The sequence below is a fragment of the Ensifer adhaerens genome (assembly GCF_000697965.2).
GTDB classification, from domain to species: domain Bacteria; phylum Pseudomonadota; class Alphaproteobacteria; order Rhizobiales; family Rhizobiaceae; genus Ensifer; species Ensifer adhaerens.
This window is the reverse complement of sequence record NZ_CP015882.1, coordinates 123,914-143,206: the sequence shown is the minus strand read 5'-3', so window position 1 is coordinate 143,206 and position 19,293 is coordinate 123,914. Positions and strand designations below refer to the sequence as shown.

Annotated in this window: 18 protein-coding genes and 1 pseudogene; 11 read left to right on the top strand and 8 right to left on the bottom strand. The window is 61.1% G+C overall.

Translation table 11 applies throughout. The features are described 5' to 3' along the window. Nucleotides 1–43 precede the first annotated feature (43 nt). From FA04_RS28175 to FA04_RS28165, 3 genes are all read right to left on the bottom strand, one after another. Nucleotides 44–838: a transporter substrate-binding domain-containing protein gene (locus FA04_RS28175; protein ID WP_034803216.1), complete on the bottom strand. Its 795-nt coding sequence runs from the start codon at nucleotides 836–838 to the stop codon at nucleotides 44–46. Between the two features lie 284 nt (nucleotides 839–1,122). Then, complete coding sequence (pdxR, locus tag FA04_RS28170; RefSeq protein ID WP_257785217.1) at nucleotides 1,123–2,592, bottom strand: MocR-like pyridoxine biosynthesis transcription factor PdxR; 1,470 nt, start codon at nucleotides 2,590–2,592, stop codon at nucleotides 1,123–1,125. Between the two features lie 95 nt (nucleotides 2,593–2,687). Beyond that, the gene (locus FA04_RS28165) at nucleotides 2,688–3,257 is read right to left on the bottom strand and encodes a helix-turn-helix domain-containing protein (protein ID WP_034803214.1); all 570 of its coding nucleotides are present in this window, start codon (nucleotides 3,255–3,257) and stop codon (nucleotides 2,688–2,690) included. Nucleotides 3,258–3,381: 124 nt separating this feature from the next. Between FA04_RS28165 and FA04_RS28160 the strand changes: the two genes are divergently transcribed. The 7 genes from FA04_RS28160 (at nucleotide 3,382) to FA04_RS28130 (ending at nucleotide 9,933) form a co-directional block, all read left to right on the top strand. After that, nucleotides 3,382–4,323 carry an ornithine cyclodeaminase family protein gene (locus FA04_RS28160; protein WP_034803212.1) on the top strand — a complete coding sequence of 314 codons (942 nt, stop codon included), beginning with the start codon at nucleotides 3,382–3,384 and terminating at the stop codon, nucleotides 4,321–4,323. A gap of 30 nt (nucleotides 4,324–4,353) precedes the next feature. Continuing rightward, entirely contained in the window at nucleotides 4,354–5,487 is a 1,134-nt protein-coding gene (locus FA04_RS28155) for an aminotransferase (RefSeq protein ID WP_034803210.1), read from the top strand. 46 nt (nucleotides 5,488–5,533) lie between these two features. Next, nucleotides 5,534–6,313 (top strand): transporter substrate-binding domain-containing protein, encoded by a 780-nt coding sequence (locus FA04_RS28150; RefSeq protein ID WP_034803209.1) that lies wholly within the window; start codon nucleotides 5,534–5,536, stop codon nucleotides 6,311–6,313. A 61-nt stretch (nucleotides 6,314–6,374) separates the two neighbouring features. Then, a complete protein-coding gene (locus FA04_RS28145) occupies nucleotides 6,375–7,757 on the top strand; it encodes a M20/M25/M40 family metallo-hydrolase (RefSeq protein ID WP_051659637.1) in 1,383 nt (460 codons plus the stop codon). Then, complete coding sequence (locus FA04_RS28140) at nucleotides 7,754–8,425, top strand: ABC transporter permease (protein ID WP_034803208.1); 672 nt, start codon at nucleotides 7,754–7,756, stop codon at nucleotides 8,423–8,425. The genes FA04_RS28145 and FA04_RS28140 overlap by 4 nt, the downstream gene beginning before the upstream one ends. 4 nt (nucleotides 8,426–8,429) lie before the next feature. Beyond that, a complete protein-coding gene (locus FA04_RS28135) occupies nucleotides 8,430–9,110 on the top strand; it encodes an ABC transporter permease (protein WP_034803203.1) in 681 nt (226 codons plus the stop codon). A gap of 61 nt (nucleotides 9,111–9,171) precedes the next feature. Then, complete coding sequence (locus tag FA04_RS28130; protein WP_064817053.1) at nucleotides 9,172–9,933, top strand: amino acid ABC transporter ATP-binding protein; 762 nt, start codon at nucleotides 9,172–9,174, stop codon at nucleotides 9,931–9,933. Between the two features lie 270 nt (nucleotides 9,934–10,203). On the opposite strand, the gene FA04_RS28125 is transcribed toward FA04_RS28130, so the two are convergent. Further along, nucleotides 10,204–10,641 (bottom strand): Lrp/AsnC family transcriptional regulator, encoded by a 438-nt coding sequence (locus FA04_RS28125; RefSeq protein WP_034800698.1) that lies wholly within the window; start codon nucleotides 10,639–10,641, stop codon nucleotides 10,204–10,206. A gap of 118 nt (nucleotides 10,642–10,759) precedes the next feature. On the opposite strand from FA04_RS28125, the gene rocF reads away from it, so the two are divergent. From rocF to FA04_RS28110, 4 genes and pseudogenes are all read left to right on the top strand, one after another. Then, a complete protein-coding gene (gene rocF / locus FA04_RS28120; protein WP_034800696.1) occupies nucleotides 10,760–11,680 on the top strand; it encodes an arginase in 921 nt (306 codons plus the stop codon). Between the two features lie 28 nt (nucleotides 11,681–11,708). Next, nucleotides 11,709–12,770: an ornithine cyclodeaminase gene (locus FA04_RS28115; protein WP_034800695.1), complete on the top strand. Its 1,062-nt coding sequence runs from the start codon at nucleotides 11,709–11,711 to the stop codon at nucleotides 12,768–12,770. A gap of 192 nt (nucleotides 12,771–12,962) precedes the next feature. Further along, the gene (locus FA04_RS34570; RefSeq protein WP_082936598.1) at nucleotides 12,963–13,196 is read left to right on the top strand and encodes an AbrB/MazE/SpoVT family DNA-binding domain-containing protein; all 234 of its coding nucleotides are present in this window, start codon (nucleotides 12,963–12,965) and stop codon (nucleotides 13,194–13,196) included. Next, a pseudogene (locus FA04_RS28110) lies at nucleotides 13,183–13,600 on the top strand (type II toxin-antitoxin system VapC family toxin). Before FA04_RS34570 ends, FA04_RS28110 begins: the two are co-directional and overlap by 14 nt. A 1,035-nt stretch (nucleotides 13,601–14,635) precedes the next feature. Here FA04_RS28110 and FA04_RS28100 read toward each other — a convergent pair. From FA04_RS28100 to FA04_RS28085, 4 genes are read right to left on the bottom strand one after another with little or no spacing between them, the layout of a single operon-like run. Then, nucleotides 14,636–15,682 carry an ABC transporter ATP-binding protein gene (locus FA04_RS28100; protein WP_034800693.1) on the bottom strand — a complete coding sequence of 349 codons (1,047 nt, stop codon included), beginning with the start codon at nucleotides 15,680–15,682 and terminating at the stop codon, nucleotides 14,636–14,638. Between the two features lie 13 nt (nucleotides 15,683–15,695). Next, the gene (locus tag FA04_RS28095) at nucleotides 15,696–17,402 is read right to left on the bottom strand and encodes a GH32 C-terminal domain-containing protein (RefSeq protein ID WP_034800692.1); all 1,707 of its coding nucleotides are present in this window, start codon (nucleotides 17,400–17,402) and stop codon (nucleotides 15,696–15,698) included. 2 nt (nucleotides 17,403–17,404) lie between these two features. Beyond that, the gene (locus FA04_RS28090) at nucleotides 17,405–18,298 is read right to left on the bottom strand and encodes a carbohydrate ABC transporter permease (RefSeq protein ID WP_034800691.1); all 894 of its coding nucleotides are present in this window, start codon (nucleotides 18,296–18,298) and stop codon (nucleotides 17,405–17,407) included. Next, a complete protein-coding gene (locus tag FA04_RS28085; protein ID WP_034800690.1) occupies nucleotides 18,291–19,223 on the bottom strand; it encodes a carbohydrate ABC transporter permease in 933 nt (310 codons plus the stop codon). The genes FA04_RS28090 and FA04_RS28085 overlap by 8 nt, the downstream gene beginning before the upstream one ends. Between the last annotated feature and the right edge of the window lie 70 nt (nucleotides 19,224–19,293).

The window sequence follows — 19,293 nt, the reverse complement described above, 5'->3', positions numbered from 1 at the left end:
AAGACGGAGCCGTCGATCGGCTCCGTCCGGTTGTCGTCGCGGATTATTTTGCGGAGGCCGGAAGGACGCTGAACGACCAGTATTTGTCGTTGATCGCCTTGAAGTTGCCATCCTTGAACATGGCGGTCAGCGCACCATCGACATTCTTCAGAAGATCTTCGTCGGCCTTGCGGATGCCGATACCGATACCGGCGCCGAAGTAGGATACGTCGTCGATTTCCGGACCGACGAAACCGTAGTCCTTGCCTTCCGGCTTGCTGAGGAAATCGTTGTCGAGCTTGATGGGGCCAGCAAAAATGAGATCGACGCGGCCGGCCTGAAGATCGAGGATCATGTTGTCGACCTTGTCATACTCGGACACGGTCGCCTGCGGATACTTCTCTGCAATGTACTTCGCATAGGTCGACGAGCGCTGGAGGCCGATGGTCTTACCGGCAACGCCTTCCGGGTTCGGCTCGCCTGCCTCCGTCACCGGCTTGGCATCCAAGGTCTTTAGTCCGACGAACCGGGCGGCCGACGAGCGGTAGGGAACGGAGAAATTGATACTCTGCAGCCGCTCCTCGGTGATGGACATCGATGCGGAGATCAGGTCGTACTTTCCGGCGAGCAGGCCGGGGATCATGCCGTCCCAGGCCTGGCAGATGATTTCGACCTCACTGCCAATCTGCCTGCCTATGGCACGCGCGACATCGACGTCGAAGCCTTTGATTTCTCCGTTCGCGTCCTGATATCCGAACGGGGGATAGGTGCAGTCGGCTGCCACTTTCAGCGTCGCGGCCCGCGACGACGTCGCGCCGAGCAAAAGGCCGGCGAAGGTGAATACGATGATCTTTTTCATGGGACCTTCCTTGTCAAAAGGCTGCGGTTTTTCGGCATGGGAACAGGGCAGCTGCTTTAGGCGGGCGGCTGCATATGAGGTGTCGCTGGCGGCGACCTGTGTTCAAAGCCAGCAGCACGTACCTGCTCCGGCGATGCTGGTGAGCGCGACTATCTGGTGATGTCTTTGGATCCGACTTGCATTCTGGCCTCCCTCCAGAACCTGTCTTCTGGAACAAAGGATGGCGCGGAAGCAGAGCGAGCTAAAGTACCAATTCCCATGAACTGATGGTACCAGACTGAGCTTCAGGAAGATTTGCCGGCTTTCTCCAGAAACCGCCTCGTGACAAGCTCCATCCGCTGAACCGGCCCGGCCAGCCGCTCGGTGGAGAGATTTCCAAATCCCGCTACGAGACCAAAAAGATCCTTCCGCTCAATGCAATAGGAAGAGAGCGGTGGGGTGTCGATCCATGCTCCGCGCAAGAGCCGTGAAAGCTCGACGTCGTCGAAGGGTTCGCGCGCCGTAAGCGTCAAATGGAGACCAGCGTCCAGTTCCGGCACATCGAACACGTCGCCCAGCTTTTCTTTCAGGGACGCGATCATCGCGGTGGCACGATCCCTGTAGAGGGCGCGCGTGCGCCGGATATGAGATGCGAGTTCTCCGCTCGCCATGAAGTCGGCGACCGTATGCTGGTGCGTCAGCGGCGCATAGCAGGAAAGGCTGTCTTGCACTGCCGTGAACGAGGTGATCAGCTCGCGCGGCACGACGAGATAAGCAAGCCGCAGCCCAGGGGCGAGCACACGATTGAAGGAGCTGACATGGATGACCCGCTCGCCACCCTTGCGCGCGGCGAGCGGCACGAGCGGCGTACCGCGCCATCTGATCTCGCTGTTGAAGTCGTCCTCGAATATCCAGCGCTGCGACGTATTGGCCCAGGCGAGAAGCCGTTCAATCGCAGCTTCCGACATGGTTGCACCCGCGGGAAACTGGCCGACCGGCGAAACCAGGATCATCCGGGCATCCGCGGCACGATGCGCGATGTCGTCAGCGTTCAGTCCGTCACGAGAAACGGGCACGGGTGAGAGCCGAAGCCCAGCCGAATGCAGAGTGGACAAGAGCGTCGCGTAGGCCGGGTCCTCGACGCCGACAACGTCACCGGCGTCGAGAAGAACATGCGCGACGAGATTGGCAGCCTGAAGCGTGCTTCCCACGACGATAATTTGGTCAGCCTCGCATCGGATACCGCGCGCCTCGCTAAGATAGATGGCGAGTTGTTGGCGAAGCGCCGCCAGGCCGCCGCCTTCGCCATACCCGAGGTCAGAAACCGTGAAGCGTCGCCAATAGTTGGCGGCGATCTTGCCGAACTGCTTGTAGGGGAAGATATCCAGCGCCGGCATGCCAGGACTGAGATCGAACTTGTCCTGGCGCGACCAACTCCAATGCCGTACCGATGCCTCTCTCCCCCGTGCAGACAGCGCAACCGGTAAACTCGAAGGCGGCAGGCTTCTTTCTCCTCCAGGCCGCACCGAGTCTTCTGGAAGGCTCTCTTCCACGTAGAAGCCGGAACTCGGGCGACGCTTGATATAGCCCTCGGCCGCCAAGCGATCATAGGCCATGTTGACCGTGTTTCTCGATATCGCGAGATCGGTCGCTATCGACCGGCTGGCCGGCAATCGGGCGCCGCGCGCAAGCTGTCCGTTGACGATCAGCCGGCGCAACTGGATGAAGAGCTGCTCCTGCAACGTCGGCCCACCGGACTTTTCTCGAACGACCATGGTCCAAACGGGATAGTTGAACTGTTTCGCTGAAGCCATCCGAGAAATCCCTGTGCGGAGCCGCGCACTATCTCCCTGCCGGGCGGTATTTCGATCTACGAGACGACGTTGCGAATGAAGCGGACGGTCTTCTTTCCGACGTTGCAGTACGAATAATGCTGGGCCGTGCTGTAAGTGACAAACTCGCCCGTGGCATAGTCCTGCGCCTCGCCCGATTGGATCAAACGCAGCGCTCCTTCGACAACGAAAAGCATCTCGTGCCATCCTTCGGGGTCTGGCTCGGCCACGTAGCTGTCGCCCGGGCCGAGGGTCCACAGCCACATCTGTGTTTCCCGCGAGGCGGGCGCCGAACAAAGCAGCATCGCGGCGCTCGCCGGTTGACTTCCGCGCCAGGTGACCTCGTTGATCTCGGCGCGCGTCTCCCTCGATGGATCGCGCACCAACTCGACGAAGTCTACGCCCATCGCGGTCGCCAATTTATCGAGGCTGGAAAGGCTGATGTTCGCGTCGCCGCTCTCGACCGCCGCGATCATCCGCCGGCTGATACCGGATGCATCTGCCAGCGCCGTTTGGCTCAGGCCCGAGGCGAGCCTTAAACGGCGGAGGTTTCCGGAAACGTGGGCCAACACATCGGCCCGGTCTTGACTGTGCAATATATTGCTCATATGGTCCTTCTAGACTACCGGCTTTCACAGCTCAACACATTTCTGTGCGTCTTGCCCTGCATGGGGCGCCAAGGCTTTGGCGTCCATGCAGCGTGACTTCGCACGCCTTTTTGGGATCGTCACAATGCAGAAATTGGTCGTACTCAACGACGAAGATATCACTCGATTGTTGCCCCGGACAGATGTTCGCGCAGCCCTGGAGCGTATGTTCATCGCGCTTGCCGATGGACGGGCTGTGCAGCCGCCACAGACGTTGAGCCTGTTCCCGGCCGGCGGCGGAGACTTCATCACCTATCCAGGCGTTCTTGGAAGCGATGGTGTCTTTGGCACGAAGCTGTCGCCCTATATCCCCGGCACGAATGGGGCGACCGTTACCGCCTGGACGCTTCTGATGTCGATGGAGACCGGGAAGCCGCTGCTCCTGTGTGATTCCAAACGCCTGACGACCGAACGAACGGCCGCGACCACCGCGATTGCCGCCGATCTGCTCGCCTCGAGGGAGGCAAAGATCCTGACGATCATCGGCACAGGCGAAATCGGCCTCGCGCATCTTCGGCATGCCGCATCGATCCGTCCGTGGCAGGAAATTCGTCTGTGCTCTCCGGATATTGCCAACCGGCACGGTCTTCCGGTGCAGCTCGAATCTGGCTGCCCGGTGACGACATCCACCTATACCGATACGGCCGCGGCCGGCGCCGACGTGGTCATGCTATGCACCTCGTCCGGCACACCGGTCATCGACGCGTCGAGGTTCGGCGCGGGCGTACTCGTCACATCCATCAGCACCAATGTCGCCAACGCCCACGAGATCGCCCCCGACACGCTCAATCGGTTCGATGTCTATTGCGACTATCGGGCCACCACGCCGGCTGCGGCCGGCGAAATGAAACTTGCCGCGGAACGTGGCCAGTGGAGCACAGATCGCCTTGTTGGCGACCTGCCCGAACTATTGTCGGGCCGAGCGACTGCCCGGGACACTGGCCGTCCAGCTTTCTTCCGTTCGATCGGGCTCGGGCTCGAAGACATAGCAACCGCCAGCGCCCTGCTTTCCGCAGCACGCAGCTAACCAATTCCAAGACAGCACAGGAGATAGGCAATGAAGATTCGTAATTTCGGCGTCGAGATCTGGATGAACCGCTATGAAACCAGGTGCGACTGGAACATCGCCGAGACCTGCGTCGAGTCGCTGACAGTCGCTGAACTTTTGGAGATGGCCGGCAAGACCGACACGATCCTCTCCGAGCTTCTGCCCATGAAGCTAACCTACGGCGCCATCGAAGGCAGCGAACGCCTCCGCAGGCTGGTTGCCGGCCTCTACGAAAAGCAAAGTGCAGAAAATGTCGTGGTCACGCACGGCGCCATCGGTGCGAATGCCCTGGTGCACGCAACACTGGTCGAAGCGGGTGACCGTGTGATCTCGGTCCTGCCGACCTACCAGCAGCACTATTCCATCCCGGAAAGCTACGGCGCCGACGTACAGATCCTCAAGCTCACGGAAAAGACTGGCTTCCTGCCAGACCTGGAAGAGCTGAAGCGCCTTGCAACACCGGGCACGAAACTCATCGCCATCAACAATCCGAACAATCCGACGGGCTCGCTGATGGATCGCGCCTATCTGGAGAAAGTCGTCGAGATTGCCCGCGCCTGCGGCGCGTGGATCCTGTGTGACGAGGTCTATCGCGGTACGGACCAGGAAGGCGACGGAATGACGGCGTCGATCGCCGACCTCTATGAGAAAGGCATCAGCACCGCGAGCATGTCCAAGACTTTCGCGCTTGCCGGCCTGCGCCTTGGATGGATCGTCGCTCCTGTAGAATTGATCCATGCTGTCTCCGTCCATCGCGACTACAACACGATCAGCGTCGGCATGCTGGACGATCATTTCGCAGCCATTGCACTGGAGAACCGCGACAAGATTCTTGCGCGCAGCCAGGCGATCACGCGCACCAACCTCGCCTTGCTTTCCGACTGGGTCGAGAACGAGCCGTTGATCTCGTGGATCAAACCGAAATCCGGCACCACGGCACTCCTCAAGTACGATCTGCCCATTTCCTCGGAAGAGTTCTGCATCCGGCTTCTGGAACGTACCGGCGTCATGCTGACGCCTGGCAGCGCGATGGACATGGAAGGGTACGTCCGGATCGGCTTCACCAACAACGGCACCACCCTTCAGGAAGGCCTGAAGCGCATGTCCGAATTTCTTAAGGGCTATCAAACCGCGGCCGCGTGATCAGGGCGGTGGAGATGCAATGTCTCATAACGAAAGGGGAGTGAACATGAAGAAATTGCTTGCCGTGATGACGATTTCGCTGGCAGCGAGTGTCGCCAGTGCGCAAGATCTGCGGGTCGGCACGAGCGCAGATTATCCGCCGTGGGAGTCCGTCGATGCCGCCGGCGAGGTCGTCGGTTTCGACCGCGACGTCGGTAACGAAATCTGCAAGCGCATCGAGGCGAATTGTACATGGCAGAACCAGGCCTATGACGGTCTGCTGCCCGGCCTGCAGGTCGGTAAGTTCAACCTGGTGATCTCGGGCGTTTCAATCAACGAGGAACGGGCGCAGAAGGTCGACTTTTCCGTCGCCTACGCGGACGCCCCAAACGCGATGGTCGTTGCCGCGGGCAGCCTGGTTGCCGAGGCGAAGTCCGCCAAGGATCTGCAGGACAAGCTTGCGAAGGTCGCGATCGGCGTGCAGACCGGCACAACCCATGAGCAGGTGGTTCGCGCCCATTTCCCGGATGCGGACGTGCGCGTCTATGACCGCCCGGACCAGATTGCCGACGACGTTGTCGCCGGACGCATCGATGCCGGCCTGATGGAGCGATCCGCACTGGAGCCGCTTGTGAAGGATCGTGGCGCTGACAAGCTGGTCTATGCCGGCCCGCTCCTGACCAGCGCGGACTTCCCCGAATTCGGCAAGGGACAGGGCGTCGCCATCGCCAAAGGCAACACGGAACTCGCCGCCAAGGTTGACGAGGCCGTGTCAGCGATGCTCGCCGACGGCACGATCAAGACAATCTCCGAAAAGTGGTTCGGCTACGACATTTCCAAGAAATGACGAACACATGAACCACGCGAGGGGGCGAGCAAGCCCGCCTCCTCGCGAGAGGAATTGGACGATGACACTCCCAGACCATATCAAGATCGAAGCGAAGCGAGACCTGACGGACCTCGTCGCGATCCCTTCCGTCAGCGCCCGAGTTGAAGGCCTCGATGCGTGCGCCGATAAGGTTGCCGCTCTTCTCGCCGACGCCGGCTTCCAAACTGCAATCGAGCCAGGGGACGTCGGTCCGTTCGTAACCGGAGAAATCGGTGAGGGCCCCTTCACACTGGTGATCTACAACCACTACGACGTTCAGCCTGAAGAGCCTATCAATCTTTGGACGGCACCGCCCTTCAGCCTGACGGAGCGCCACGGCGCGCTCTTCGGCCGCGGTGCGGCAGACGACAAGGGCGAATTCGTCAGCCGCATTGCCGGATGGCGCCTATTCCGGGAACGACACCCCGGCCCCTTACCCTTCCGCCTGATCTGGATCGTCGAGGGCGAAGAGGAAATCGGAAGTCCTTCGCTCGTACGCTTCCTTGAGAAACGTTATGCAGGCCTTCAAGCTGACCTCTGCTGGTGGGAATTCGGGGAGGTCGATATACGCGGCCGACCGGTGGTCCTCATGGGCTTCAAGGGCGTGTTGGCGATCGAGCTGAGCGTTCGCACCGCACGCGCTGATCTGCATTCCAGTCTCGGCGCCATATTCGATAATCCCCTATGGCGGCTGGCCTCTGCTGTCGCTTCCATGCGCGATGCAGCCGGCCGTGTCCTGATCAAAGGCTTCTACGAAGGCATCGAGCCCGATCGAGCGACGAGAGAACTTGCCGCTTCGCCCCCGTTTGCGCTGGAAGATTTAATGGCGGCAACCGGGGGGCAAAAGCTTCTTGGCGCCGTGACGCCATCCAACTTCTACGAGCACCTCAACTTCGAACCCTGCCTGAACGTCAACGGTATCCATGGCGGATACGAGGGAGCTGGCACGAAGACGGTTCTGCCGGCGACCGCGACCGCCAAGCTCGATTTTCGTCTCGTCCCTGGACAGAACCCCAAAGCCGTCGCTGACCTGGTACGCCTGCACCTGGACGACAACGGCTTTGACGATATCGAGCTGATCGTTCACGACGCCGAGGTCTTGGGTGTTCGCAGCGATCCGTCGCATTGGGCCGTCAAGCTCGGGGCGAAGTTGCTGGAAAAGTGGTTCGGCCAGCCTGCCATCCTTCAGCCGAGTTCGGCAGCCTCGGGGCTTGCGCACCCCTTCGTGCATCAGCTCGGCGCCACGCTTTTCGGTGCGGGCATCACGCACCATGGCGCAATGTTGCACTCTCCCGATGAGAACATCCTCATCGACCAGTTCCACCAGATGATCGGCTTCTCCGCAGACTTCTTCTCCGCGCTCGCCAGCCAGTGCGGATCGGTGGCAGACGTTGGTTACCAGCAACGCGAGACCGGGTCATGATCGAAGCGGTTGTCCAGTATTTTCCCCAGCTCCTGCAGGGCTTCCTCGTCACGATCTCCGTCGCCGTGGGAAGCTTTGTCCTTGGACTGATCTTCGCGGTCGTGCTTGCACCGGCCGCGGTCTACGGATCCGCCCCGGTTCGCAAGGTCATCGCCGGTTACGTCAGCCTCATTCGGGGTCTGCCGGAACTGCTGGTCATCTTCCTGATCTTCTACGGCGGCACGGTTCTATTGACCGGTCTTTTCGGCGTCTATGTCGAAGTGGATGCTCTCACCGCCGGCATCGCAGCGCTGACTGTCGTCTCGACCGCCTATCTGACGGAGATCGTCCGCGGCGCACTGGTCGGGGTGTCGTCAGGTCAATGGGAGGCGGCACTCGCTCTCGGCCTTCGCAGGCCCGGAGCGTTCCGGCTCATCGTCCTGCCGCAGATGATGGTCCGAGCCCTGCCCGGCCTCGGCAATCAGTGGCTCGTGATCCTGAAGGAGAGCGCCTTGGTCTCGATCGTCGGACTCGAGGAATTGATGCGCAAATCCGTCGTCGCGGCCGGCGCAACCCACAAGCCCCTCGCCTTCTACCTTACGGCTGCGGCGCTGTATGTGCTGGTGACCGGCGTGTCGACGCTCTTCATCAATGCCTACAACCAGCGCCTGACCACTCATCTGCGGTAGTCCCATGTCATTGGATCTCTTTCTTCCCGCTTTCATCACCATCAAGAACGGCTTCGTTCTGACACTGATCATCACCCTGGCGAGCTTCCTCGTGGGACAGGTGCTCGCGCTGCCGGTCGCCCTGGCTCTGTCCTCTCCCTCAAGGTGCTTGCGGCTTCCGGCGTCTGCCTACACATTCGTCATCCGTGGCAGCCCGCTTCTCGTGCAGCTATTCATTGTCTACTACGGCCTAGGACAGCTCGAGGCCGTTCGTGAAAGCATCCTCTGGCCCATCCTCCGCAGCCCGGTCTACTGCGCCGTCCTGACGATCGCCCTCAACTCGGCCGCCTATTCGGCTGAGGTCCTGGCCGGTGCAATCCGGCAGGTGCCCAAAGGGCAGTGGGAAGCCGGGAAAGCCCTCGGGTTGGCAAAATACGTCCTGTTGATCAAGGTCGTCCTGCCGCAGATCTACCGCGCCGTGTTGCCAAGCATCGGCAACGAACTGATCCTCGTCATGAAGGGGTCGACCCTCGCCAGCGCGGTCACGGTCATGGAAATGACCGGTGCAGCCCGCGTATTCGTCGCCAAGACCTATGCACCATTCGAAACGTTCCTGATCGCGGGTGCCATCTATCTCTTGATCGGCGCCGCCTTCGGTCGGGTCTTCAAGGGGCTCGAAACAAGGTTCGCCATCCCAGGCCGATAACCAACACGATCGACAGTCACGAGAACTGCAAGCGGAGAACGTCTTCCGCGCGGCGCAGCCAATGCACACTTCTGGAGGAGAAAAAATGTCAAAGTCAGCAGTCAAGATCGCCGGCATGAACAAGTGGTACGGCGCTTTCCACGTCTTGAAGGACATCGATCTAGATGTTCAGCAGGGTGAACGCATCGTCATTGCCGGCCCGTCGGGCTCCGGCAAGTCGACGATGATCCGCTGCATCAATCGGCTCGAAGAGCACCAGAAGGGCAAGATCGTCGTCGACGGCATCGAGCTCACCAACGACCTGAAGAAGATCGATGAAGTGCGCCGCGAAGTCGGCATGGTGTTCCAGCACTTCAACCTCTTCCCGCACCTGACGATCCTCGAAAACTGCACGCTTGCGCCGATATGGGTGCGCAAGATGCCGAAGAAGCAGGCCGAGGAACTGGCGATGCACTTCCTGAAGCGCGTCAAGATCCCCGAGCAGGCGAACAAGTATCCGGGCCAGCTCTCCGGTGGTCAGCAGCAGCGCGTGGCGATCGCCCGCTCGCTGTGCATGAAGCCGAAGATCCTGCTCTTCGATGAGCCGACCTCGGCGCTCGACCCGGAAATGGTCAAGGAAGTGCTCGACACCATGGTGTCGCTCGCCGAAGAAGGCATGACCATGCTGTGCGTAACCCACGAAATGGGCTTCGCCCGTCAGGTTGCCAACCGCGTGATCTTCATGGACCAGGGCCAGATCGTCGAGCAGAACTCGCCGGCCGAGTTCTTCGACAATCCGCAGCACGAGCGCACCAAGCTCTTCCTCAGCCAGATCCTGCACTGATCGAAGGCATTGCACCATTCCGTGCGTCCGCGCCCGTCCTTGTCGAGCCCCGCTCGACGTCATCGTTACCCCGGCCGATCATTCGTCGGCCGGGGCCCGGCCGCGACCGGATGGCTATCGACAAAGCCGTCGCAATCCTCAAGGCCCGAAAGCGCTCGATGATTGTCGCCGGCGCTTGTGCCGCCGGTGCGCCAACCCATTGCAGGAAAACGGCGGCGCCAGCCGCAGCGACACCCGTCGACGTGAGTTTCTAGGTCGACGCTCGTCAGGTTAGAGCTTCGCCCTCGTCGACCGCGGCGTGGACAAAAGAAGGCTCGTCTCGCTGCCCATAATGCCGGGCACGAGACGAATCTTGCGCAGCACGGCATCGAAGTTGGCCAGGCTCGATGCGCTGAGTTCCACCAGCAAATCCCACCGGCCGTTCGTCGTGTGAATCTGCGAGATTTCAGGAAAGCCGCCGAGCGTGCGGATCACCCGATCGGTCACATGGCCCTCGATCTCAACCATCATCACCCCACGAACGACATCTTCAAGCGCATCGGCACGCAGCATCACCGTGTAGCCGAGGATGGTGCCGTCCAGCTCCATCCGCTCGATGCGCGCCCGCACAGTCGCCCGCGAGGCGCCCGTTTCCAGCGCGAGGTCCGAGACACTTCGACGCCCATTGCCGCGCAACAGCATCACGATCTTCTGGTCGAGAGCATCCATGCCGATTTGGATTCCGTTCTTATCAATTTGGTCAAACTAGCATCTCGATATGCCAAAATTCAATGTTCGATCCGCCATCGGTGACTTTTATAATCATGAAAACAAACGGGAGTACACTATGGACTGCACGCTCATCGGCGCGCCCCTGCAAATCGGGGCAGGGCAGCTTGGCTGCGAGATGGGGCCGAGCGCCCTGCGCATCGCTGGCCTTCGCACGGCACTGGAAGAACTGGGCCATTCGGTCAAGGACAATGGCAATCTCAGCCCGCGGGCGTTCGACGAGATGCCCCATCCGAACAAGGCCGTCCATCACCTCGGCGAAACGGTCGCCTGGGTCGAAGCGCTGTCTGCTGCTGCCTACGAACACAGCAAGGCGGGCATGCCCATTTTCCTCGGCGGCGACCATGCCATCTCCGCGGGCACCGTTCCCGGTCTCGCACGCCGAGCCGCCGAACTCGGGCGGCCGCTGTTCGTGCTCTGGCTGGACGCCCATACCGACTTCCATACTCTCGAAACGACGGTCAGCGGCAACCTGCACGGCACGCCCGTCGCTTACTATACCGGCCAGACCGGTTTCGATGGCTTCTTCCCTGCGCTTGCCCATCCCGTTGCCACACAAAACGTCTGCATGATCGGTATCCGCAGCGTTGACGCCGCCGAAAAGGCCGCCATTCGCACCACCGGCATCACGGTGCACGACATGCGCGTAATCGATGAGCATGGCGTGGCCGTCCTCGTCCGCAATTTCATCGAACGGGTCCGGGCCGCAAACGGCCTCCTGCACGTCAGCTTCGATGTCGACTTCCTCGAGCCGGACATCGCGCCGGCCGTCGGCACCACGGTACCGGGAGGAGCAACTTTCCGCGAGGCGCACCTGATCATGGAAATGCTGCATGACAGCGGGCTGGTGACCAGCCTCGACATTGTCGAGCTCAATCCGTTCCTCGACGAGCGCGGCAAGACCGCACGGCTGCTCGTCGATCTCGTCGCCAGCCTGATGGGCAAGCGGGTGATGGATCGCCCGACTGTTACTGGCTGATTTCGATTGTTCTTTGGTTGGAGGGAAAATGAATACTGATCCGAAACTGAACGTGGTTCCGTTCGTAAGCGTCGACCACATGATGAAACTGGTTCTGAAGGTCGGCATCGACCGGTTCCTGACGGACCTGGCGGCCACGATCGAGGAGGACTTCCGCCGCTGGCCGGTCTTCGACAAGACCCCGCGCGTCGCTTCCCATTCGCAGGAAGGCGTCATCGAGCTGATGCCCACCAGCGACGGAACGCTTTACGGCTTCAAATACGTCAATGGTCACCCGAAGAACACGCGCGATGGCCGCCAGACCGTGACGGCCTTCGGCGTGCTCTCGGATGTCGGCAACGGCTACCCGATGCTGCTCACCGAAATGACGATCCTGACCGCGCTACGCACTGCGGCAACGTCCGCGGTCGCGGCGAAGTACCTCGCCCGGCCGAATGCCCGGACCATGGCCATCATCGGCAATGGTGCGCAGAGCGAATTCCAGGCTCGCGCCTTCAAGTCGCTGCTCGGCATCGACAAGCTTCGCCTCTACGATATCGACGCCTCCGCCACCCGGAAATGCGCACGCAACCTCGCAGGCCTCGGCTTCACCATTGAAGAATGCACCTCGGTCGAAGAGGCGGTCGAAGGCGCAGACATCATCACCACGGTCACCGCCGACAAGCAGTACGCGACGATCCTATCGGACAACCATGTCGGCCCCGGTGTCCACATCAACGCGGTGGGCGGTGACTGCCCCGGCAAGACCGAACTCAGCAAGGACATTCTGCTGCGCTCGGACATCTTCGTCGAATATCCGCCGCAGACACGCATCGAAGGCGAAATCCAGCAGCTACCGGCTGAGCACCCCGTCATCGAACTCTGGCAGGTCATGACCGGCGAGACAGAGGGCCGCAAGAGCCCGGATCAGATCACGCTCTTCGACAGTGTCGGTTTTGCGATCGAGGACTTCTCCGCCCTCCGCTACGTCCGGGACCAGATTGCCGAACACGGTATGTTCACAGAACTCGACCTCCTCGCTGATCCCGACGAGCCACGTGACCTCTACGGCATGCTTCTGCGGTGTGAGAAGAAACTCGAAGCGGCATAGACTGCCGCGAAGTAATCACGTTCCCCGGTTTGTCGACGGTCAAACCGGGGAACGCTAGGCGTCAGTCGCCAAGCAGCCTGATAGAGGCCAATTGAGCGCCTTGAAGGGAATCGAACTTACTACCCAATTCCTTGAAAACCGCGGCACAAAAAGTAATACCTTGGATGAATCATTCCCTACACGGGTCCGGCCATGACGACGACAGTTACATCCAAGGGACAAATTACTATTCCCAAGCCTGTGCGCGATCTCTTGGGTATCGTGCCTGGAAGCAAGATAGACTTCCGACGCACTTCAGATGGAAGCGTTGTCCTCGTCCATGCTGCGAAAAAGCAGCCGCCCAGCCGCTTCGCGAAACTACGAGGGCATGCGGGCAAGGGCCCCGACACTGACGCGATCATGGCGCTTACGCGTGGCGAACCGTGATACTCGTAGACACGTCCTTCTCGACGTCGTTACCGATGATCCAACTTGGGCCGATTGGTCGATAGCGCAGCTGGAAGCTGCAAGCCTCGGGGGGAGCAATCTGGATCAACGACATCGTCTACGCCGAACTCGCCGTCCGCTACGATCGGATCGAAGGCGTTGACGGCTTGCTTGATCAAGCGGGGTTGAAGCTGGCGGCGGTACCGCGTGAGGCCCTCTTTCTGGCAAGCAAGGTTTTCACACGATATCGCAAAGCAGGCGGAACGCGGACAGGGGTGCTCCCTGATTTCTTCATGGGTGCGCACGCAGCGGTTAGCGGATATTCGCTGCTCACACGCGACGTCGGCCGTTATCGCACCTATTTCCCAACGTTGACGCTGATTGCGCCGAACTTGCCGACCTGATGAAGCTGCTCATGGGAGGCTCAGTTCCCGTCAATACGTTATGCGATCCAAAATGCACAAAACCGGAAGATGCGCGTTGCGCAAACGCGGGAGGAATACTGTGCGTTGGCGCACTTCAGCAGAGAGTCAGAAACAGGCGGCGACCCCACTCCCCTTTGCTGGAACATTGTCGCAGCTCAACGGTTTTGCGTTCACAAACCATGAGGTGGAAGATGATTGGTGTGAACCAGCAATCGATTGAAGATCAAATCGCCGAATTGCGATCGCAGATCGCGGAGGTGAAGCAAGCTGTGAGTGAGGGGATCAATTCTGCGGCTGAAGGCGCCTCTGGAATAGCTAGGAACGCAGCCCAGACGGTCCGACAGCAAGGACAGGGCGCAATAGAGGCCGCGCGGGAGAATCCCGGAACAGCAACGACAATCGTCAGTACGGCCGCGCTTATCGGATTTTGCATCGGCCTATACCTGGGCCTTTCTTCGACGAGTGGCGTTCGGGCGCGTTGGTAGGCAGGAGCCCATCTTATCTTTCGAAGCCCAATCGAACATCCCTAGCATTTCTCACAGAGCAAGCGATCCGCAGCCGGATGGCATCTGTTAGTCGGCAAAAGGCGTGTTAGGTAAAGACTCCTGCCGATTGCCGATTTGTCGGTGCCGCCGCCCGCCAGCGATCCCGGTCAGCCGGCTCTTGCGGTCGAAAGCTGACGACGAATTTGGACGCGCGCGGCGCGAAAGTCCGAGGCGCAAGGGTGAGCTTCCCTCCACTCAAGCCAAAGGCAACCGAAGTGTTGCCGACATAGTTCGCCTCGACGAACGGGGCGCGACGCTCTACGTAGTTGCCGTTCGAGTTACCAGCGACCTGCCGATTGGCCGATTGATGCCGGGGGGTGCCATGTTCACAGAACTCGACCTCCTCGCTGATCCCGACGAACCGCGTGACCTCTACGGCATGCTGCTTCGCTGCGCGAAGAAGCTCGAAGCGGCATAGACTGACGCGAAGCAATCACGGTTTGTCGACGCTCAATTGGGGGTCAAAGGATCAGTTGACCCGGGCTCCTTCGGCGCAGAACAGATGGATCTTCTGGTTCTTCGGCGAGAGATAAATCTGCTCCTCAGGCTTCAGGTCCACGCGTCGATGCAGCACGACCCCCGCCGTGTGCGTGCCGACGCGCACCAGAAGGTGGGTTTCGGCGCCGGTTGGCTCGACCGTCAGCACGGTTGCCGGTATGCCGGTTTCGGCTATCTCCAGATCTTCCGGGCGGATGCCGTAGGTGCGTGCTTCACCGTGACCCAGCGACGCCGGCAGCGGCAGGGAAACACCGCCGTCAATGAAAAAGCCGCCATCACCGACGTTGCCCTCAAAGAGGTTCATCGACGGCGAGCCGATGAAGGTGGCGACAAAGGTATTGCCCGGGCGATCGTAGAGGTCGAGCGGCTTGCCGATCTGCTCCACGCGGCCGGCGCGCATGACGACGATCTTGTCGGCCATGGTCATGGCTTCGATCTGGTCGTGGGTAACGTAGACGATGGTCGTGCCGAGCCGCTGGTGCAATTCCTTGATCTCGCTGCGCATGGTCACGCGCAGCTTAGCATCGAGATTGGACAGCGGCTCGTCGAAGAGGAACACCTTGGGGTGACGAACGATGGCGCGGCCCATGGCGACACGCTGGCGCTGGCCGCCGGAGAGCTGCTTGGGCAGACGGTCGAGCAGCGGCTCAAGCGCGAGAATTCCGGCGGCCTCCTTCACCAGCTTATCGATCGTCGCCTTGTCTCGACCCTGGAGCTTCAGGGAGAAGCCCATGTTCTCCTTGACCGTCATGTGCGGATAGAGTGCGTAGCTCTGGAACACCATGGCGATGTCGCGCTCCTTGGGTGCGACGTCGTTGACGACGCGCCCATCGATGCGGATTTCGCCGCCGCTGATGTCCTCGAGCCCCGCAAGCATGCGCAGGAGCGTGGACTTGCCGCAGCCGGACGGTCCGACGAGCGTGACGAATTCTCCATCCTCAATGTCCACGGAAACGCCGTGGATGACTGAGGCTGCGCCATACTGTTTCAGAACGCGGTCGATCGCTACCGATGCCATTTTTCTTCCTCCCTCAAAGCTTGAGTTGCCAGATTTTCGCGCCCGTGACGGCGCCGGTCAGCCTTGCCGATCGCGCGGCGGCAAATCCCGGAATGCGCTTGGTGCCTGTCCAGCGGCCGTTGTCGGCAAAGACCTCGATCGAGCCCGCATCGAGGAAGATGCGCAGCTGCGAAGGTCTGGCGCCTGACGCCAGATATCGCGGTGGCGGCTTGCCGGTACCGGCATCGAAGAGGATTGCAAGGCCCTCGTCATCGAGCCTGACGCCAAGCGCGACATCCGGGTGATCGAGGACGAGCTCGAAAGCCGCGCCGGCCTCGGGCAGTGCAAGCACGATCTCGACCGCACCGCTTTCGAGTGGAACCGTTTCGCCCGCAGCAAGGGCTGTTTCATCGAGCAGCCTGTGGCGCAGGTTTTCGACTGCCGCGACCGGCGGCGTCAACACGGCACCCCCATCGAGAAGCACGCGACGCGGCAAGGTCATCGCCGTCGGGAAATCGTCCTTCTTGGAAAAGTCTGTCCAGTTGGCAAGCCAGGCGATGCCGACCGGTTCCTCGCCGTCGACGAAGGCCTGGAAGGCGTAGGCGTCGGAGCCGAAATCCAGTTCCTGTTCGAATTCGGCCGTGAACGACCGGCCGTCGAAGCGGCCGACGGTGACGGATGTGAGGTTGCGCCGGCCGGTGGCCGGGTCACGGCTTGTGAGCAGGCCAAAGATCAGCGCCCAGCGGGTCTCCGGATCATCCGCCATGCCGCCGACCGGCAGCATGCAAGGGCACTCCGCTGCGGTCATGCCGAAACCGTCCTCGCGATAGATGATGTCGAGGAAGGTCCAGCCCGTGGCACCCTGCAGATCCGCCGTCTCGTAAAGCAGGACGACACCGCCCGATCGGTCGCGACTGCCAAGCAGCATCTTCCAGCGGCCGTCCGGGCCCTTGAACACATAGGGATCGCGGAAATCAGTCGTGAGGTTCAGACCCTCCGGACGGATAGGCAGGATCACCTCGGACGGGCCGGCAACGATGCCGTCTCGGCTGACGGCCGAGAGCTGGATCTGCTCCTCCGGCTCCCGGTCGCGAACGTGTTCGGTGTAGAAGACCCGGATGTCGTCCCCGTCCGGCCCGGAGACGGGGACGGCCGAGCCGGAAAAGGCGCCGCCACGGCCATCGTCCTTTTCCGACAGGTGGTCCGCCGGAAACAGGAACATCGGCAGGTGCGTCCAGCGGATCAAATCCTTCGAGACCGCATGGCCCCAGTGCATGGTGTTCCAACGCAAGCCATGCGGATAGTGCTGGTAGAAGAGATGGCCGAGACCCTTGAACCGGCCGAAGCCGTTCGGGTCGTTCATCCAGCCGAAGGGCGGTCGGAAATGGTAGCTGCCGGGAACCTCAGGCGGCGCCGTGCGGACGTCGTGATGGAGGACGCGGATCCCCTCCTCCAGCACCGTCTGCGGGTGGAACGCATAGGCGACGGAGAGCGCAGTTGTTTCCGCATCATAGGCAAGCACCGTGCGGCCAGTCGTCCCGAGCGTCACCGCGAAGAATTCGAACTCCCCGGCGCGGCGCGTGGACGGACCGGCAATCTCACTGCGGTCTAAGGTGACGGACAGTATTGCCTCGTCGCCAATTTTGCGCGCCTTCAGCCAGAGATGCAGCACGGTCCCGGCCGGGAGTTCGGCCTCGACGATTTCAAGCACGGGGCTCGCGGGTTTTGTCTGCGAAGTCATAATCAACCTTTCACGGCGGAGCCGACGAACGAACTTACGAACCAGCGCTGGAAGGCGAGGTAAAGGATGAGGACAGGGATCATCATCAGCACGGACGCGGCCATGGCGCGGTCCCAGTAAATGCTGTCCTGTCCGAAGAAGGTGGCGATAGCGACGGAGATCGGCCGGGCATAGTCGGTCTGGGTGACCAGCGTCGGCCACAGATACTGGTTCCAGCTCTCGATCCCCATCAGGATCGAGACCGTCGCAAGCGCCGGCAGGCTGAGCGGCATGTAGATCGACCGGTAGATGCGAAACGCCGACGCTCCATCCATCTCCGCAGCTTCGTAGAGTTCCTTCGGTAGCTGGGCGAAGAACTGGTAGAACAGGAAGACATAGAGCGGGCTTGCCACCCAGGGCAGGATCTGCACGGCAAACGTATCCGTCAGGCCCACCCGCGACATCATCACGACGAGCGGCATGATGATGCTTTCCTGCGGGATGACGTAGAGCGCGACCACGAGGGCAAGCAGGATCGCCTTGCCGCGAAGCGACCCCCAGGCGAGAACGAAGCCCGCCATGGAATTGATGATCAGCCCGGACACGACGGTGACGACGAGGATCACCAGCGAGTTGACGAGGTAGCGACCATAGGCAAGTTCGCCGGAGAAATTGGCGATCTCGCGGTAGTTCGACAGGGTCGGATCGCTGACCCAGAAGGCGCGGAAGCTGCCCATGTCCGCAAGGATGCGGAAACGGTCATCCTTGAGGCTGGCGATCAGCAGCATGAAGAGCGGCGAAATCATCACCAGAGCGATGATGAAGATGCAGACGGTCTGGACGACACGCAGGCCCGTCTTGCTGTTGCCGCGGGGGATCGCCAGCGGGGCTGGCTGGCTGAGCACGAGATCAGACATCGAAGCGCCTCAGGAGTTTGCGCTGGAGAAGCGCGATCAGAAGAACGATGACGAAGAGAATGACGGAGACGGCGGATGCGTATCCGAGCTTCTGTTCCTCGAAGCCGGCACGCACCATGTAGTGCACGACGGTCTCCGTGCTTTCCTTCGGTCCGCCCTGGGTCAGGATCGCAACCTGCGTGTAGAGCTTGAAGGCCTGGATCGTAGTGATGACCAGCACGAAGACGTGGGTCGGACGCAGGCCCGGCATGGTGACGTGCCAGAAGCGGCGAAGCGCGCTCGCGCCGTCGATGCGGGCCGCGTCATAAAGTTCCTCGGGAATGCCCTGCAGGCCGGCGAGGTAAATGATCATCTGGAAGCCATAGGCCTGCCAGGCCGAGAGCAACACGATCGAGAACATTGCCCAATCGGGGTCGCCGAGCCAGTCGATCGGCTGGATCATGCCGCCGGACAAGAAACCGACGATCTGGTTGAGCGGACCGCTCGGATACTGGAACAACGTGCCCCAGATCACGCAGACGACCACCATGGATGTAATCGCCGGCAGAAAGAACATTCCGCGCAGAAGGTTCTGCATCGGCAGCTTCTGGTGCAGCAGCAGCGCCGTCAGGAAGGCAAGACCGCACTGAACCGGCAGCACCCAAGCGGTGAAGCGGGTGACATTCCAGAGCGACGTCCAGAACAGCGGATCGGTGAAGACCCGCTGGAAATTCAGGAGGCCGACGAAACGCACCGGCGTGGGACGCGGCACCAGCGGCTGATTGGTCATCGCCGTCCAGAAGGATAGAAGAAACGGCGTGATCAGGAAGATGGCGAGCAGCAGCACAGCCGGTGCGATCATCGCGACCTCCTGCCAGAACCGCTGCCGGTCGCGCCGCCTGGCGGGGCGTGGCAGCGCGGCCGTAGACGTCTGTTGCAAGGTCATGGTCTCCTCCTCATCGCTCATCCTCCCGAAATAGCGCAGGGCCGGCCAGCGGGACGGCCCTGCAAAATAC

Coding starts and splice junctions, on each gene's coding strand:
- FA04_RS28175 (WP_034803216.1), bottom strand. CDS start 838: ATGAAAAAGATCATCGTATTCACCTTCGCCGGCCTTTTGCTCGGCGCG.
- pdxR (WP_257785217.1), bottom strand. CDS start 2,592: ATGGTCGTTCGAGAAAAGTCCGGTGGGCCGACGTTGCAGGAGCAGCTC.
- FA04_RS28165 (WP_034803214.1), bottom strand. CDS start 3,257: ATGAGCAATATATTGCACAGTCAAGACCGGGCCGATGTGTTGGCCCAC.
- FA04_RS28160 (WP_034803212.1), top strand. CDS start 3,382: ATGCAGAAATTGGTCGTACTCAACGACGAAGATATCACTCGATTGTTG.
- FA04_RS28155 (WP_034803210.1), top strand. CDS start 4,354: ATGAAGATTCGTAATTTCGGCGTCGAGATCTGGATGAACCGCTATGAA.
- FA04_RS28150 (WP_034803209.1), top strand. CDS start 5,534: ATGAAGAAATTGCTTGCCGTGATGACGATTTCGCTGGCAGCGAGTGTC.
- FA04_RS28145 (WP_051659637.1), top strand. CDS start 6,375: ATGACACTCCCAGACCATATCAAGATCGAAGCGAAGCGAGACCTGACG.
- FA04_RS28140 (WP_034803208.1), top strand. CDS start 7,754: ATGATCGAAGCGGTTGTCCAGTATTTTCCCCAGCTCCTGCAGGGCTTC.
- FA04_RS28135 (WP_034803203.1), top strand. CDS start 8,430: ATGTCATTGGATCTCTTTCTTCCCGCTTTCATCACCATCAAGAACGGC.
- FA04_RS28130 (WP_064817053.1), top strand. CDS start 9,172: ATGCACACTTCTGGAGGAGAAAAAATGTCAAAGTCAGCAGTCAAGATC.
- FA04_RS28125 (WP_034800698.1), bottom strand. CDS start 10,641: ATGGATGCTCTCGACCAGAAGATCGTGATGCTGTTGCGCGGCAATGGG.
- rocF (WP_034800696.1), top strand. CDS start 10,760: ATGGACTGCACGCTCATCGGCGCGCCCCTGCAAATCGGGGCAGGGCAG.
- FA04_RS28115 (WP_034800695.1), top strand. CDS start 11,709: ATGAATACTGATCCGAAACTGAACGTGGTTCCGTTCGTAAGCGTCGAC.
- FA04_RS34570 (WP_082936598.1), top strand. CDS start 12,963: ATGACGACGACAGTTACATCCAAGGGACAAATTACTATTCCCAAGCCT.
- FA04_RS28100 (WP_034800693.1), bottom strand. CDS start 15,682: ATGGCATCGGTAGCGATCGACCGCGTTCTGAAACAGTATGGCGCAGCC.
- FA04_RS28095 (WP_034800692.1), bottom strand. CDS start 17,402: ATGACTTCGCAGACAAAACCCGCGAGCCCCGTGCTTGAAATCGTCGAG.
- FA04_RS28090 (WP_034800691.1), bottom strand. CDS start 18,298: ATGTCTGATCTCGTGCTCAGCCAGCCAGCCCCGCTGGCGATCCCCCGC.
- FA04_RS28085 (WP_034800690.1), bottom strand. CDS start 19,223: ATGACCTTGCAACAGACGTCTACGGCCGCGCTGCCACGCCCCGCCAGG.